We start from the raw sequence: 15,905 nt of genomic DNA, 5'->3' as shown, positions 1-15,905 counted from the left end.
TTTTATTTTATATCGTAGTGTAATTTTAATTGATCTATAACCCTTTTATGATTCGTTTTTAAAGTTTCTAAAGTCCATTCTTTACTTTGAATCATTTTCAATGAATTAGGGAATACATCCATTTTTGTATCAAAATATTTTTTCTTCTTAGCTTCATAATCTAAATTGCTTAAAGAAGAGTTTTTAACTCGGCTTATCAAAACTAAGTTCCCAAGACGATTTAACCATTCATTTTTCTGGTCAACAGTAAAGTCCTTATTCCATTGGCTATTTAGTGCTGGATTTTGAGGTAAAACGTGTTCTATACTGATCTTTGACGGAGTATTCCACTTCTGTGTATTTCCACTATTTAAATAGTCTAATTTAAGAAGAATATATCTTGCAAATTTTCTTTTGTAAATTTGTCCAGTCTGAATTTCATTTAAAAAAGCTATTTGATTAAAATTAAAAATATCAGAACTTAACAAAGCACTTATCTTATCCTCAGGTAAGATGTTAGAGTTGTTTTTAACAGCTTCAATTTCCTTTATAATATTGTTCATTGATTCAATTCTATACGTAGGAGATTCACCAGCTATAAGATCCGCAGAGAATTTATTATCAAGTTTTTTTAGAAATTTAAATATTTCACTATCACCGAAACTTTCTCTAAAGCATAATACTGGTGGTATCCATATATCGGCAATGCTATTATCCTGAAGTAGCGCAATCAAGTTTTCAAATTCAAAAGTAGAACCAATTGAAGAATTAGCGTTATTGAACAGAAAATCGTAGTGCCTCTTGTATTTTTTTATATATTCAAATGTGTCTACTCCCTTTGTTAAAAGAGGCTTTTTTGGAATTGACTGTTTTGTTTCTCGAATGTATTCTTTAGGGAAATAAATGTTTTGCTCAAACTCTTTTAATAAACTTAATCGAGCCTTGTCTTTGACTAATATAGTTCTTATGTAAGATAAAAATTGATCAAAATCTTCTTGTAATTCACCTTCTAATTCTTCCCAAAAAACGGCGTAATTTTTTCTTTTAGCGTCATCATCTACAAATTTAAGATTTTCCGCTTTTAATATATCACTATTTCTTAGTTTAACACCTCTGTCATTAAGTACAGTAAATAACCTGAATGCATCGTCTAATTCTTGACTTGAGACAAAAATCAACAATACATTATTCATTAAATGAATAAAGAAATCCTCAACATTTACGGCTTGATTTTTTAGAAACCATTCTCGCATGGTTATTATGGCCTTAGCCATATTTTTTATATTGATGTCAAGTCCATTTGCAATTAAAGATAATAGTTGCTCTTTTCTCAATGTGCTACCATCAATCTTGATGTATTCTTCTGCAAAATCTTTTACTTCATCACGGATGTCAAAAGTTAAACGCATTCGTTCAGGAATACCTTTAAATTTATTTTCTTTTTGAAATATGGCGTCTCTACATGTTTTTTTCAAATCTTCATCCTCGGATAAATCTCTAATTATAGCCATTAACATATAAAGAGTGGTAAGTCTTTGTTGACCATCTAATAATTCATTATCTCGATATTGTTTATTTTCGGATAATTTGCTGTGAAACACTATTGATCCAAGGAAATACTCTGAATCTTGAGTAAATTGTTGCGCACTAGCAATATCTTCAAGTAATGCAATAACTTGATCATCTTCCCAAACATAAGGTCTTTGATATTCAGGAATTTTGTACCACATTTCGTGATTGTTGTAATTGCCAAAAACATTCTGGATGAACATTTTTCCGCTTTCAATTTGTTTTAATGGTGAAATCATTTTTATTTTTCTATGTAATTTAGTTACTAGTATTTTTTATACTAATTAAAATATGTTTTTCTATTAGGATTTATTTTTCCTTGCGTAAAGTATTCTTTATTTTTCCAAATTCTTTTTCGTCGTAATGACTAGCAATATAAAAAGTATCGTATTTTTTACTATGCCAATTGTCTTTTTTATATTCAAAAAGGTAAGTTGTTTTATCTGTGTGCGGGATCGCATGATCGATTACAATTTTCAAGAGGTCTTTGGACTTGAAGTCGAGTACGGTATCAAAAGCATCTTTTTGGTTCAGACGGATTTTAAGTATCTCCTTGTTTTTAGCAAAATCAGGATTTAAAATAAAGTTTGGCAACATTACTTCTCCCATAACCATTAGGTTTTTTTCTTTATTAAAACGATACCAAACCCAATAGTGCTTCAATTGATTTACAGAAGTGGCAGCACAAGAACAAAATTGTATTTTATCTGAAATGAGACACATACTAAGCTTGTTTATACAGTTCGTTTTCTAATTCTTTTATAGCTTCTAGGTATTTCGTTTTATCACCGAAGATACCGTTTATAATTTCAGAAATAGAACCAAAAGTATCAAAAGGTTTAACTCTCAATACGTCCATGCTTTCAATATTTTCTATACCTTCATCGGCATATTTATCCAATAAGGTTTCCAAAACTTTTCTGGCTTGATCGCCATATTTGGTAAAGTAATTACGCTTCTTTACATTTTCGGCTCTGTCTTTTCGTGATAAAGGCGGTTGATCATAAGCAACGTGACAAATCAAATCAAACAAATCTACAGGCTTGTCTACGGCTGCATAAAGTGCTTCGACCATAACGCCTTGTTCTTGTAGTTCTTTGATAATAGCTTCTTTTTTATCGGCTTTATTCCAAGTGATTAAGAAATCATCTAGCGAAGCATATTTACCATTTATAATTCCTTTAGTGTGGTCTTGTAGACTAATTGTGATTGGCTTTCCATTAGAATCAAAAAACAATTCCCTACTCACTAAAACTGAAACATCTACACCATTAATATATTGTTTTGGTCTGGCTTTGTATTCAGGATTTGGTTCGTTTAAAGGAACTCTAATTTCAGGTTTTGCAATTACAATTTCTTCTCCAGTTTCATCATCTATTATTGGAGTTTCATCTTCAAACTCTTCATCAATTATAGTTGTTAAATCTGTTTCTTCAGTAATGGGTTTTACGCGCAAAGGATCACCATCAAAAGCGGGGTCGGCAAAATTATCAGTAGCATTTCTAAAATCTAAAATGGTAAAATAAAGTTTGTCAAATTCTTCGTTAATTCTCGTTCCTCGTCCCACAATTTGTTTGAACTTCGTCATCGAATTGATATTGGCATCCAAAACAATTACTTTGCAAGTTTGCGCATCAACACCTGTTGTCATCAGTTCAGAAGTAGTTGCAATAACAGGATATTTTTCTTCGGGATTGATAAAGTTGTCTAGTTCTCGTTTGCCTTCTTCGTTATCCCCAGTAATTTGCATCACGTATTTGTAATTTTCAGCAACCAAATCCGCATTGTGTTTTGCAATCGCATTTCGCATACGTTCGGCATGATCAATGTCTACACAGAAAATGATTGTTTTAGCAAAACGATCTAATCCTTTGAGGTATTCGGTTACTTTTTGGGCAATTATATCTGTGCGTTCGTCAATAACTAGTTTTCTATCGAAATCCTTACGGTTATAGATGCGATCTTCAATTTCATTACCTTCTTTATCAGTTTTGCCTAGTTGTGGTCTGTAGCCTTCTGTATCTACATTTAGAGCCACACGAATAACTTTGTAGGGTGCCAAAAATCCGTCGTCAATACCCTGTTTTAAAGAGTAGGTGTAAACGGGTTCTCCAAAATATTCGGTATTACTGGTTTCTTTGGTTTCTCTAGGAGTAGCGGTCAAACCAATATGAGTTGCTTGATTGAAAATACGTTAATATTTCTCTCCAAGCACTATCCTCATTCGCACTTCCACGATGGCACTCGTCTATGATTATTAAGTCAAAAAAGTCTGGAGAAAAATCTTTGTAGGCATCTTCAATCCCTGGTTCATTGTTGGTAAGGCCCTGGTATAACCCTAAAAACACTTCATACGCTTTATCAGCAGTATCAATACCTCTTTTTTTATTACTAACGAGTTCGTCTTTTCCTTGTCCATTTGTGATGACCTTCTTTTTTATAATGGTCATTTTATCTTTGAAATGCTTAAAATCGCCTTTTCGCGTTTGGTCAACAAGAGCCGTACGATCCGCCAAAAATAGAATTCTCTTTTTAGTTCTCGATTTCCATAAACGATAAATAATTTGGAAGGCCGTATAGGTTTTACCTGTACCGGTAGCCATAACTAGAATGATTCGGTTTTGCCCGTTAGCAATAGCTTCAACCGTCCTGTTTACTGCAATTTGTTGATAATATCTTGGTTTTCGTCCTGTACCATCAGAAAAGTATTTTTGTAAAGCTATTTTTTCGCCAGTAGGCGTGGCAATATTTTTATACTTTTTATATTTCTTCCATAAAGCTTCGGGTGAAGGAAATTCGTCAAGTTGAAGTTCTATTTCAATCGATGCATCAGTGGCTGTTCGATCATGGAATAAAAATCCATCACCATTGCTGCTAAACACGCACGGTATATCTAATATTTGAGCATATCCCAAGGCTTGTTGAATTCCTGAGCGAATGGAATGTTTGTTGTCTTTGGCTTCAATAACTGCCACGGGATTGTCTTGATAATAAAGAATGTAATCTGCTCTTTTGCGATCGCCTCTAGCGGTAAGTTTACCTCTTACATATATTTTACCGTCTGTAAAAGCAACTTCTTCAAGTACTTGCTTATTCAAATCCCAACCTGCATTTTTTAAAGCAGGGGATATAAATTTAGAACAAATGTCTCTTTCGGAGAAGGATTTTTTATTAATCATATTAAAAAAAACTGATTGTTATTTTTGCTAAGATAAATAAAAAAGGAAAGTTAAGTAGTACGTAAAACCGTAAAACAATAAAAAAAATCATACTTATATTTTCTGTTGATTTCTTTTATTGTATTTTACTCGTGTTTTAGGATGTTGTTGGATTTGCTTTGAAATAATCAATGTCTTCAGAAAAGTTATTCCATAAAATTCTCGAGCTCTTTTTAAAAGCTCAAAAGAATTTTTTGGAAATAACTTTTAAGGGATGATTTTAATTGTAAAATTAATTGAGAATTAAAAGAGTTAAAGAAGATCGCTCAACCAGTTACATTTTGTAGATTTGCCAAACAAACAAGCGTAAGCTGTCGAAATTGGTTACAGAAAACTCGGAATCTTCTAAAAAACCCAAACTTCGTCAGACTTACGCCCGTGCCTTATATGGGCGTGGGCTAGGTCTTTCTGGGTTTTGGGATTCCGAGTTCCTCTGTAACAGTTTGATATTAGACTCGCGCCTTTTTTTTAAACTTCAAATAAGGCATTATGGGAAACAAAGAATTTTACAGTCCAATTAAATCATTACTAAATTTAATTTTAACTGGTGGAAAGAAAATAAATAATAATAAAACTTTAATTACGGTATGTCAGGAATTTTTAGACTCAGCAAGTTTCAATAACAGCGACGATTACAACTTATATTATTTAAATTGCATAGAAGTTTTTTTAAACAACTGTAACAATGAAGAACGAGTTAATTTAGTTAAAGTATTTTATGAAAATGATGATCTAGTAACCGGAGTTTTATTAATTAATACACTAGTTACAAACTCAAAATCGATAAAACAAAATGATTTTTCAGATACCATAAATTCTATGCTAGCTAAATTTGTTGCCAATGGAGAAGTAGATGACATACTTAGTTTGTCATTATATTTTTATATAGAAAGAGTTTCCAAACTTACTATTGTAAATGGCGAGGTATCAAGAAGTGATTATGAGCAAACTATAAAATTTCACTCTATGAAAAGGGATTTAAATGACCTTCTTAATTTTTAAAACCTGTTATAAGAAACCATAAAAAGCCAATTATTTGGTGGCTATTTATGGTTTAAATCTTAGTTTATTTTTACTTTACTTTAAAATAGTATTCAACAAGGTCTTCACTAACTTTAAAATCAATTGAAATTATTTTATAGAATTTTTATTTTGCAACTATGCGAGAAATTGCTTTATTGCATCGTTGACAAGGAACTTCATACTTGTTTCATTTTGCAAAGCCTTCATTTTTAATTTTTTAAGCAACTCTTTTTCTATATAAAAAGAGAATTGTACTTCATCGACTTCTTTGTTTAGAATGGGCACAATCTTTTGAATTACTTTTTTTTGATTACTCGATTTAGCCTTATTAATGAGCTCATTGATGTTTTGATTTTCCATAATTATAGATTTGTATTTTTATAGATTTATAGATTTGTATTTTTATAGAATTATATTAATTTCAGTAAAATTTCTTTTGTGAGTTGGTCTATTTGTCTTTGTGCATTTTGATCTTTAGTCACCCCTTTTAATAAAACAGATCTGGTATAAGATACTAAATCACTAATGTGTGTATTGGCAATTTTTACATTATACTCCTCTAAACCAATTAAAATATCTAGGGTTAATGTAGTATTGGCTTTGATCATGTTAAAAACGATCAATGTATCGGTTGTTCTTTTTGTTAATTCAATCATTTCTAGCGTATTTTTTATTGCAAGTAAATCAAGAATTCCAGCCTTGGTAGGTACAATGATTAAATCTGCTATTGAAATCAATTTGGGCAATTGGTTTGATAAATAGGGAGGAGTATCAATAAAAATAAAATCATATTCTAACTCTGAAATTTTCTCTATTTCTCCTTCGTATGGAATAATTTCAAAATCACTAACCAATTCTTTTAGTTGGCTCAAACTACCTTGTAAATCAAAGTCTAAAACAGCTACTTTCGATCCATTGGAAATGTTCTGGGCAAGGTTGAAAGCAAGAGTGCTTTTTCCAACTCCTCCTTTTTGATGGGTAATTAAAATTATTTTAGGCATAGTTTACATTTTTAGTTTCGTAGAGTGTCGTTGATTTTTATTTGCTGATTCAATAGTAGCTTGAGTACTCTCGAGTCGTTTATTTAGTTCAAATTTTTCTTGAAGACTGCCATTTTTTAGAATATTTTGAATTTGGAATTTTTCGAGCTCTTTTCTTTTATATTGAAAATGAGCATCAAAAGTATTTTCATTTAGATTAATCCATTTCACCCTATCAAAACCTACTTGATAATCATTGTCTGCAATAGTTCTGTTGGTATTTTTTTCATTACAGGTAGGGCTAAGTTTAAGTCGTTGGCTTTTATCTTTTCTAGATACAATGAAATGCAAATGTGAATTCAATCCTTTCTTATATTGACCCGCCACTTCTGTACCATTAATAACATCGTGATCGGTTCCTTTGAATTTTCGGAAGTGTTCTATTTTTGCAAAATAAACTAAATCACTTCCAGTATTAATCCCCTTTTGTTGACGATTAAAGTTCAAAGCATAATTATCCATTACTTTACGTCCATACTCTCTTATCAGAGTATTAAATTGCTCTAATTCGAGTAAGTTTAAATCCCAAACATTTATAATATCACTTTTACCGGTTGCTAAATAAGCAATATGACTTAATTCATTAGGACTAAAGCTTATAGTTGGCGCAAAATATTTAGCGTCATTAGCACCTAATTTGCGCTTATTATTATCGATCATGCTAATCACTTCTACTGTAGTTATATTTACTTCTGAAGCAGTGAAAAAACTTTGTTTTCTGCTTTCTAGCTCAAAGATCTCATTCCTTGAAGAAGCCCTACTAATGATTTTATCTAATTCTTCATTTTCTTTTTCTAAGTAAATGGCCAAATTGGAACAACTCCCTTTGTTGTCTGCTCCAAGTGAACTATGTGGTTTAGAAATAGGCATTACGAAAAAAGAGATTTAATTTTATCCACTGTACCCGATTTGTTTTTATCATCTAATAATTGACAAATATGTATAATCGCTTGCCTGTTCTTTTGTAATTCAGTAACTATCATTTTAGTCTTTTCTGCATCAGACTGATTTATTATATTCAAATTCTCTAAATGATTTTTTTTTAATTCAGCAGTTCGTTCTGCATGTTGACTCAATATTTTATTTATTGAGCTAATTAGTTTTGTTGTTGCTTCTTTCTGATCATTTTGGTAATTAAAAACATCTTGTCTTAATGGTTTTAAGATATCCCGCTCTTGGACTTTTAAAAATGAAACAATTCGTTTATCTAATGCCGAAACCATTAGAGCTGGATTTTTGTTTACAGCATCTTTAGGGTCGATACCTGTCTTCTTAAAATAATAAATCATTTCTTGAATCAGTGCGCCTAGATTCATGCGTAAACTCTCAGATAACTTTCCAAGTTCTGAATGCGCTTTTTCATCAATTATTATACTTTTCTTTGCCATATTTATATTTTTTATAATTGAAAATCAATTAATTAGCCATTATCCTATATTATATTTATAAATCATTATAACTACACATCTCTTCTTAAAGCCTTATTTTCAAGGCTTTTGCCTCGCAGAGCAAGTAGGATAGGGGTTTTTCCGCCCCTGTCCTACTTGCTACTCTTTTAGAGACAATGAGATTCTTTGCGTATAGCATTTATTGAGTCAATTTACAAGCACATAAACATTCATTTAAGTCTTTGTATTTAGAGTAAGTAGATCGTTCATCCCGTGCGTTATGGTATCGATCCGTAATCACTTTGGTATACTTATCTCCTGTGCTGTCATTATCCAAATACAGCTCAATCGTTTCATATTTATCCAGTAGATTTATATTTTTTAGTAGTAATACTGCTGAATTTAGAACCAAGTAGTCGGCTTGATTTATACTCTTTTCATCACTAACCTGAAGGAAACTCAAGTAGTCAAAGAACCCCTCAAAAATCTTTACAGTTGTACTTTGATTAGTAATCATGGTAACATCTTTTTTCCCAATACAAATTTTAGCATACTTGGAACGAAGCTCCCAACCGTCACTGTCGTTTTTAAATCCTATGGCGAAATACTTTTTTTTATTGATTGAGTAGTGAACCTCATTAATTTGTACTAAAGCATTTGAGTTCATAATCCCTCTGCTTGCTAAAAACTGTTTTAAGGCGATATGCTCAATTGGTTTTACCTCTGACACATAATTGTGATTCTCCTCCTTTTTTCTTTCGTAAGCACTTACTATTTGCTTTTGAAAAGAAAAAGGATCGAGAGTTCTCAGATACTGTAATGCTTCACTCACTGTACAACTTTTCACTTTGACTACTAGATCAATCCCATTGCACCCTCCAATTGCATTGGAAAAGCAATACCAGTAGCCTTTTTGCTTGTTTAGATGGAAAGATGCATTCTTTTCTGTTGGTGAAAATGGACTTTTAAACCATATATCATTTCCTGACTCTTTTTTGATATTTAAACCCATAGATTTTAATATAACTTCAATTGGAATTTGTTTTGCTTGTTTAATATTCATTGCATTTATGTTTATTTAATGAAGTTTACTATCTAAAAAACCCTCTTATTAAAGCGAAAACACTTCCTACCCTTCCTACACTTCCTACTTTACTGATTATTAGATATTTAAAAATAAAAAAGGCTAAAAAAGTGTAGGTTTGTGTAGGAAGGTGTAGGAAACCAAAAATTGACTTCCTACACCTTCCTACTACTTCCTACCATGTTTCCTACTACTTTTAACTATTAAAATATTAATAGTCAATATATTAACTAAGTGTAGGAGGTGTAGGAAACGATTACTGCATTAAAGGAGGGATTATTGTTCACAAATTTGCCATTCGATGGCACTGATTATTTCGTCTTGGATTAGCAACTTAGACACATCTACCTGATAACCAGAGGTTGTTCTTGCATTTTTACCTTTCTCATACTTGATACTACTTACTTCTTTTTGAAAGCAAGTGTCTTTTTTTATGAAATCTTGTAGCACAACTTTGCTTGGAGCCGTTTCTCTGTATTGCAACATCCACTGTCTCTGAATCTTGTTATAGCATGATGTAAATTGAAATGAAAGCCTATTACCGTCTAAGCGCAAATCTCTAAAAACAACAATCCGGTCGTCTTTGTTACCACGCATTGAAGCCAGAAAGCAATCCCAAAATTTAGTACCTATACTGGATGAATTTAATTTTCTTGTTTGATGGTCGGTACATTTTTCAAAATGCTTGAGCATTTCGCTATAGGTAAAAGGGAATGACACTACATCTTTGAATATTTCATACGTAGCTCCTAGAACAGCTAGATTACTAATCACTCGAGTATGCTTTACTTCAAACTGATCAATAAACTTTTCTTTAGTATGCCTGAACTTACTTTTAAAATTTAGCTCAACTAGTGAACGATTAATTAATAGAGAATCTGTAAAATGACTAACTCCCTGCTTAGTGTAATCTTTCAGTATATCATACTTTTTCGTCTCTTCAAGCGTAAAAGTCTTTGATTGGAACTCCAACCACAGTAACCTTGAGATTAATGCTTCAGATTCAGGGTATTCATTTCCTGTCAATAATGTTGAAGATAAAATGGGAACGGTATCTGTACTTACTTTGCTTTCAATAGTTCCAAACTCATAACCTCTACGATCCCAAAACCCCTTGATGGTTCCGTCTAACTTGCTATCACCTCTTTTATATTCTGAAAGATGGCAGATAATATTAGTAAATTGAGCAAATTTCCTGATTTGACCCTTTAAAGTAGAAGCACCACCCTCAAGATTTATAGCTGATTGTGGCAAACCAAAAAAGCTTTGGCAACACTCAGCCAACTGGTCTTTTCCACTAGATCCTGGACCGTATAAAAACAGAATTGGAAAGTTTCCTATTTCATTGACGATAATGTCCTGAAACATACTGCTTATCGTAAATAAAATAGCAGAGATTGCATAGTCTTTATGCACCTCCATCATCATCTGAAAATAAACATCCATAGTCACATCAGACTCAATAGATATCATCTTCTTTTGAGATAAATAAGCAGACATATTGTTTAGGTAAATCTTATTGGCAGACGGCACATAAAAAGATTTACCACCATGTGTAAATATGCCGTTTTCATCTATTGCCAAGCTGCCGCCATTTAAAAGGTTGACTTTATTATTCCACAACCAAAATTGAAACCCAATTTGATATCCCAAGCTGTCAATCTTATGACCATGACCCATTTTATCAAACAAGTAAGCCTTTAACATCTTAAAATCTAAGGCACTACCCATAAACAAGTAGTTACCTTGTCGAGCGATGCAGTTTTCAAAACCAGCCAGAGTATTAAATAAATCTGATGGTATATCAAAAATCTTTTCAAGATTGAAAACATTCTTAATTCTCAATAATTTGATGGGGAATTTTTCATCCTGAATGTGCTGCAAAATTTTGATCTCAAAATTTGATATTTCTTGAAAGTAATGAGATTCATCATCTCCTTTTTCTTTCTTTCGCCTAATAAAGATTTTGTTGTCAGACATGAAGATCTTATACTTTCGAATATCACTTTCAATATCTTTAAAATGTGCAGTTATATTTTTTGGTAAATCATCATAAAAGAATTCATCCTCTTCTACTTTTTGTTTTTTACTTGACGAGTGAGCATGAAAGCTCGTAGGTTCGTCTTTGTCGATTGCAATTTTCATTATACAATAAAAGTTTTATTGTATCTTTGTGAGATACAAATGAGTTAGAAATAAAATAAAGCACAATCTTCATAGTCGTTAGCTATGATTATTGTGTTTATTTTTTCCAAGGGTTCTCAATTGTATTTTCCTTGTTAATTGCTGGAATTTCATTACGTAATAAAAACTCCTCTAAATCAGATTTTTGGAAGTAATTTAACTTACCTAATGGAGAAAAGAATCTGATCTCTTTGCGTGCTGTAAGCTTGTATAGATATGAAGGTTTCATATTTAAGAATACTGCCGCTTCTTCGTGAGATAAAATAGACTTAACTGATAGACTTAATTTTTGAATACTATTCTCTATACTGAATAGTTTTTCTTCGATTTGTAAATTGCTCATATTTTCTTTTATTTTCGTTAAGTTTCTCATTGTGGAAACCGTAGCACAAAAGAAGAAAAAAGATAAAATATGACAGTTTGATTACATAACGTTACAAAAGATTACCAAAAATTCCATTAACTTTCACGACTTTGATTCTTAACACGGTTTCTTAAGTCAGAAATCTCTTTGATAATGAGTTTCTTACCCACAAAATTGTTACTGTCAAAGTTTTTATTGATCCACTCAATTATTTTTGTATTACTTAAATGCTCAAGTAAATAATCGCCAAATATAAAATACAAAAAATTCAGGTAGTCTACTTTCGCTAATACTACTGCAGTACCATCTAATTTTTTAAATAATACTTTCTTATTCATTTCCTCTTTTTTTAGTAATTTCATAAAATCATTGGCTTCGCAGTGAAATAGATAACTTTCTTTAATTGACTCTATTTTTTGTTTGATGATTTCATCAGGAAATGGGTTAGGCATTACATCAGCTCCCCTATAATAAATTTGCTTAGTTACTCGTACCGTAGATTTTTTTTTCAAATCTTGTAATTGAACATCATCAAAAATATTGTTCTGTTCACTATCTGTTGATGAAACATCTCCCAGTTCTCCAACTGTATCATTTTCATTAATTACAGAACTTGAATCAATTCCAATTTCTTTAATAACACTATTTGGATCTTTAGTGATTTTAGATGATTTATCAGTATTAATAGTTGATTGACCTCTACAAGAACTATCATTTTCCTCATTAGGAAACATTGCTTTTTCTTGAGAACTAATTTCAGAATCATTATAATCCATATTAATCTGCTCACTGCTAACAATATTAATTTTGACTTTCGAATCAGTACCACTATTTGCAAGATGTATTAATTTTTCCTGATGATCTGTTTTCAAAATTTCAATATTATCATTATGTATCTCTGGTTCCATTTCCTCTTTCGTAGTATCAGTAATAAAAATTTTGTTTTTGACAATTCTCTTTGGAAGAATAAATAACAGAACCATAAGAGTAAAACCAAGTAGAAAAAAAATAACTGTTAGAATAAAGTTATCTGAAGTTTTCAAATTATACATTGTATAAAAGAAAGCAACAGTAAAAAGTACTAAAAACCAAGAATTAAGAATTATAGTTTTACTTTCAGTCTTAACTTTAAATGATCTGTCTTTAAAAAACACTAATAAGTTAGCTGTGTACATCGATACATGTACTAAAAAGAAAATAAGTGTAATGACGTAAAATATATTTACTAATTGGAGATTTCCCATGATCAAGTATTTAATTTGTCAAAAATAGGAAAAAATAAGCAGAGTATGATTTACTTCATTTGCTTATAATGTTCGTCAAATGTTCGTTACAAGGCATAAAAAAAGCCCTTACATTTCTGTAAAGGCTTGATTTTCAAAGTGAAGGCAGAAGGATTCGAACCTTCGACCGCCTGCTTAGAAGGCAGGTGCTCTATCCAGCTGAGCTATGCCTCCATTTGTCTTTTAAAACTTAAATGGAAAAAGTTTCTTGTCGGGGTGGCAGGATTCGAACCTGCGGCCTCCTGCTCCCAAAGCAGGCGCGATAACCGAGCTACGCTACACCCCGTAACATAATTTTCAATAAACAAAATGTAAAGCTCTCACTTTAAAATTCTGCGGAGGGACAGGGACTCGAACCCTGGCACCGGTTACCCGATGACAGTTTAGCAAACTGCTCCATTACCACTCTGGCACCCCTCCAAGCTCAGAGAAACATGTCTCGTTTTGCGGTTGCAAATTTAAGACATCTTTACGTTTCTCACAACTTTTTTGAAGGTTTTTTTTAATGTTTTTTTATATTATTTCAAAAACTGTTCACAATCAAACATATAGACTCCCATAAAAAAATCATTTTTTTCATTTACCATATATATCATCAAATCAAAATCGGAATTTGTTTAAAAAACATTAAATTTGCTACATAAACCAACATTTTATAAGTTATGAACAAAAGAGTTGTTATCGTTTCTGCCGTTAGGACACCTATCGGAAGTTTTATGGGGGGATTATCTACCGTTTCAGCACCTAAATTAGGAGCTATTGCAATAAAAGGCGCAATGGATAGAATAAATTTAGATCCAAAGTTAGTTGATGAAGTTTACATGGGTAACGTTGTTCAAGCTGGCGTAGGCCAAGCTCCGGCACGCCAAGCTGCAGTATACGCCGGCTTACCTGATAGTGTCGCTTGTACAACAATAAATAAAGTTTGCGCTTCGGGTATGAAGTCTGTAATGTTAGCCGCTCAAGCTATTCAATGTGGCGATGCAGAGATCGTCATAGCTGGAGGTATGGAAAACATGAGCTTGATCCCACATTATATGAATTTAAGAACCGGAACAAAATTTGGACCATCAACTATGGTTGACGGCATGCAAAAAGACGGTTTAACTGATGCCTACGACAACAACGCAATGGGAGTTTGCGCTGATTTGTGCGCTTCTGAATATAAATTCTCTAGAGAAGATCAAGATAATTACGCTATTCAATCGTACACTCGATCTGCAAAAGCTTGGGAAGCTGGTAAATTTGATAACGAAATAGTTCCTGTAGCTGTTCCACAAAGAAAAGGAGACCCGATTATCATCTCTAAAGACGAAGAGTACACAAATGTAAAAATTGACCGTATTCCTACCTTAAATGCCGTTTTTAGCAAAGATGGTACCGTAACCGCAGCCAATGCTTCCACAATTAATGACGGAGCCGCAGCAATGATCTTAATGAGCGAAGAGAAAGCGATCGCTTTAGGCCTGAAACCGCTTGCTTACATCAACGGTTATGCTGATGCTGCTCAAGAACCAAAATGGTTCACGACAAGCCCAGCCAAAGCCTTACCAAAAGCACTAGATAAAGCTGGAATTAAAACTACCGATGTTGACTTTTTTGAATTTAATGAAGCTTTTGCTGTTGTAGGTCTTGCCAATGCAAAAATACTAGATCTAGACAATGATAAAGTAAACGTAAATGGTGGCGCTGTCTCACTAGGACACCCTCTTGGTTGTTCTGGAGCTAGAATCATAGTTACCCTAATTAACGTATTAGAACAAAACAATGCCAAAATAGGCGCAGCTGCTATTTGTAATGGTGGTGGTGGTGCTTCGGCGATTGTAATTGAAAGAGCTTAACTAATAAAACAATTTATGGGTTAAGCGCTGACTAGAGCAAATAACCCATAATTTTTAACGTATAAATTGACCTAAATGTTCGGAATTTGTAATCTAGCCATAATCCCCTTGCGATTTGAACCCAGCGATAGAAGCGAAATTGTTTCTCAAGTTCTGTTTGGCGAACATTTTGAAATAGTAGAACAGCTCAAACAATGGTCTCGCATCAAAATGCAGTTTGACAACTATGAAGGCTGGGTTGACTCTAAACAATACCAACTAATATCTGAAGCAAACTACAACCAACTTTCGAATGACAAAATCATTTTAAATGCGGATTTGATTGAGTACATAACAGATAAATCTAATTTATTAATCCCTATTCCCTTAGGGGCTTCACTTTCATTTTTAAGTAATACCGACATAAACACTAGCAACTTCTACTTTGAAGGAGCAAAAATAACCGGAATTAAAGAAAAAAAGGAACTAATCAATTCGGCTTATCTTTATTTGAATGCCCCTTATCTTTGGGGTGGCAAAACACCATTTGGTATTGATTGTTCAGGTTTTACTCAAATGGTTTACAAATTGAATGGCTACAAGCTTTTAAGAGACGCTTCACAACAAGCTACACAAGGAGAAGCCTTGAGTTTTATAGAAGAAAGCGAGCCTGGTGATTTAGCCTTTTTTGACAATGATGAAGGAAATATAACCCATGTAGGCATCATCATGGAAAACAACTATATCATTCACGCAAGTGGTAAAATACGTATTGACCGAATTGACCATTTAGGAATTTACAATCCCGAAATTAACAAGCATACACACAAGTTAAGAGTAATCAAAAAGATCATATAACAAAAAAAACCTATCTTCTCAGGAGGGCACTGAAAAACTACGCATATTTTGATTAACGTCGTTTTCTAGAGATTAAAAAAGCGCTTATAATAGGA

Annotated in this window: 13 protein-coding genes, 3 tRNA genes and 1 pseudogene; 3 read left to right on the top strand and 14 right to left on the bottom strand. The window is 32.5% G+C overall.

Annotated elements, in window-relative coordinates; all coding sequences use genetic code 11:
- Window positions 1-2: 2 nt before the first annotated feature.
- The 3 genes and pseudogenes from H8R24_RS07810 to hsdR form a co-directional block, all read right to left on the bottom strand.
- Window positions 3-1,787: a DUF262 domain-containing protein gene (locus tag H8R24_RS07810; RefSeq protein ID WP_187018105.1), complete on the bottom strand. Its 1,785-nt coding sequence runs from the start codon at window positions 1,785-1,787 to the stop codon at window positions 3-5.
- A 70-nt stretch (window positions 1,788-1,857) separates the two neighbouring features.
- A complete protein-coding gene (locus H8R24_RS07805) occupies window positions 1,858-2,271 on the bottom strand; it encodes a hypothetical protein (RefSeq protein WP_187018106.1) in 414 nt (137 codons plus the stop codon).
- A gap of 1 nt (window position 2,272) precedes the next feature.
- Window positions 2,273-4,724: pseudogene (hsdR, locus tag H8R24_RS18425) on the bottom strand (EcoAI/FtnUII family type I restriction enzme subunit R).
- 531 nt (window positions 4,725-5,255) lie between these two features.
- Between hsdR and H8R24_RS07795 the strand changes: the two are divergent.
- Window positions 5,256-5,768 (top strand): hypothetical protein, encoded by a 513-nt coding sequence (locus H8R24_RS07795; RefSeq protein ID WP_187018107.1) that lies wholly within the window; start codon window positions 5,256-5,258, stop codon window positions 5,766-5,768.
- Between the two features lie 156 nt (window positions 5,769-5,924).
- Here the strand turns inward: H8R24_RS07795 and H8R24_RS07790 are convergent, their stop codons facing one another.
- The 11 genes from H8R24_RS07790 to H8R24_RS07740 all read right to left on the bottom strand — a co-directional run bounded on the left by H8R24_RS07790 (window position 5,925) and on the right by H8R24_RS07740 (window position 13,552).
- Window positions 5,925-6,149 (bottom strand): hypothetical protein, encoded by a 225-nt coding sequence (locus H8R24_RS07790; protein ID WP_187018108.1) that lies wholly within the window; start codon window positions 6,147-6,149, stop codon window positions 5,925-5,927.
- 50 nt (window positions 6,150-6,199) lie between these two features.
- Window positions 6,200-6,790: a ParA family protein gene (locus H8R24_RS07785; protein ID WP_187018109.1), complete on the bottom strand. Its 591-nt coding sequence runs from the start codon at window positions 6,788-6,790 to the stop codon at window positions 6,200-6,202.
- A gap of 3 nt (window positions 6,791-6,793) precedes the next feature.
- Entirely contained in the window at window positions 6,794-7,699 is a 906-nt protein-coding gene (locus H8R24_RS07780; protein ID WP_187018110.1) for a DUF5712 family protein, read from the bottom strand.
- Complete coding sequence (locus H8R24_RS07775) at window positions 7,699-8,217, bottom strand: BfmA/BtgA family mobilization protein (protein WP_187018111.1); 519 nt, start codon at window positions 8,215-8,217, stop codon at window positions 7,699-7,701. Before H8R24_RS07775 ends, H8R24_RS07780 begins: the two co-directional genes overlap by 1 nt.
- Before the next feature lie 199 nt (window positions 8,218-8,416).
- Window positions 8,417-9,280, bottom strand: coding sequence for a toprim domain-containing protein (locus tag H8R24_RS07770; protein WP_187018112.1), 864 nt, complete (start codon window positions 9,278-9,280; stop codon window positions 8,417-8,419).
- Window positions 9,281-9,577: 297 nt separating this feature from the next.
- Window positions 9,578-11,446 (bottom strand): hypothetical protein, encoded by a 1,869-nt coding sequence (locus H8R24_RS07765; protein WP_187018113.1) that lies wholly within the window; start codon window positions 11,444-11,446, stop codon window positions 9,578-9,580.
- A 97-nt stretch (window positions 11,447-11,543) separates the two neighbouring features.
- Complete coding sequence (locus tag H8R24_RS07760) at window positions 11,544-11,828, bottom strand: helix-turn-helix domain-containing protein (protein ID WP_187018114.1); 285 nt, start codon at window positions 11,826-11,828, stop codon at window positions 11,544-11,546.
- A gap of 116 nt (window positions 11,829-11,944) precedes the next feature.
- On the bottom strand, window positions 11,945-13,093 hold the full coding sequence (locus tag H8R24_RS07755) for a hypothetical protein (RefSeq protein WP_187018115.1): 1,149 nt from the start codon (window positions 13,091-13,093) through the stop codon (window positions 11,945-11,947).
- 139 nt (window positions 13,094-13,232) lie between these two features.
- Window positions 13,233-13,306 (bottom strand) — tRNA-Arg (locus H8R24_RS07750).
- A gap of 37 nt (window positions 13,307-13,343) precedes the next feature.
- Window positions 13,344-13,418, bottom strand: a tRNA-Pro gene (locus tag H8R24_RS07745).
- Between the two features lie 50 nt (window positions 13,419-13,468).
- Window positions 13,469-13,552 (bottom strand) — tRNA-Ser (locus H8R24_RS07740).
- Between the two features lie 242 nt (window positions 13,553-13,794).
- On the opposite strand from H8R24_RS07740, the gene H8R24_RS07735 reads away from it, so the two are divergent.
- Entirely contained in the window at window positions 13,795-14,973 is a 1,179-nt protein-coding gene (locus H8R24_RS07735; protein WP_187018116.1) for an acetyl-CoA C-acyltransferase, read from the top strand.
- A 75-nt stretch (window positions 14,974-15,048) separates the two neighbouring features.
- Window positions 15,049-15,810 (top strand): C40 family peptidase, encoded by a 762-nt coding sequence (locus tag H8R24_RS07730; protein ID WP_187018117.1) that lies wholly within the window; start codon window positions 15,049-15,051, stop codon window positions 15,808-15,810.
- Window positions 15,811-15,905 lie beyond the last annotated feature (95 nt).

This window comes from Flavobacterium muglaense (genome assembly GCF_014305155.1).
Taxonomy (GTDB): domain Bacteria; phylum Bacteroidota; class Bacteroidia; order Flavobacteriales; family Flavobacteriaceae; genus Flavobacterium; species Flavobacterium muglaense.
The sequence above is the reverse complement of the archived record's forward strand: the minus strand, read 5'-3'. Positions and strand labels throughout refer to the sequence as shown.

Excerpts from the sequence above, each read along its gene's own strand:
- H8R24_RS07810 (WP_187018105.1), bottom strand. The coding sequence starts at position 1,787 with ATGATTTCACCATTAAAACAAATTGAAAGCGGAAAAATGTTCATCCAG.
- H8R24_RS07805 (WP_187018106.1), bottom strand. The coding sequence starts at position 2,271 with ATGTGTCTCATTTCAGATAAAATACAATTTTGTTCTTGTGCTGCCACT.
- H8R24_RS07795 (WP_187018107.1), top strand. The coding sequence starts at position 5,256 with ATGGGAAACAAAGAATTTTACAGTCCAATTAAATCATTACTAAATTTA.
- H8R24_RS07790 (WP_187018108.1), bottom strand. The coding sequence starts at position 6,149 with ATGGAAAATCAAAACATCAATGAGCTCATTAATAAGGCTAAATCGAGT.
- H8R24_RS07785 (WP_187018109.1), bottom strand. The coding sequence starts at position 6,790 with ATGCCTAAAATAATTTTAATTACCCATCAAAAAGGAGGAGTTGGAAAA.
- H8R24_RS07780 (WP_187018110.1), bottom strand. The coding sequence starts at position 7,699 with ATGCCTATTTCTAAACCACATAGTTCACTTGGAGCAGACAACAAAGGG.
- H8R24_RS07775 (WP_187018111.1), bottom strand. The coding sequence starts at position 8,217 with ATGGCAAAGAAAAGTATAATAATTGATGAAAAAGCGCATTCAGAACTT.
- H8R24_RS07770 (WP_187018112.1), bottom strand. The coding sequence starts at position 9,280 with ATGAATATTAAACAAGCAAAACAAATTCCAATTGAAGTTATATTAAAA.
- H8R24_RS07765 (WP_187018113.1), bottom strand. The coding sequence starts at position 11,446 with ATGAAAATTGCAATCGACAAAGACGAACCTACGAGCTTTCATGCTCAC.
- H8R24_RS07760 (WP_187018114.1), bottom strand. The coding sequence starts at position 11,828 with ATGAGCAATTTACAAATCGAAGAAAAACTATTCAGTATAGAGAATAGT.
- H8R24_RS07755 (WP_187018115.1), bottom strand. The coding sequence starts at position 13,093 with ATGGGAAATCTCCAATTAGTAAATATATTTTACGTCATTACACTTATT.
- H8R24_RS07735 (WP_187018116.1), top strand. The coding sequence starts at position 13,795 with ATGAACAAAAGAGTTGTTATCGTTTCTGCCGTTAGGACACCTATCGGA.
- H8R24_RS07730 (WP_187018117.1), top strand. The coding sequence starts at position 15,049 with ATGTTCGGAATTTGTAATCTAGCCATAATCCCCTTGCGATTTGAACCC.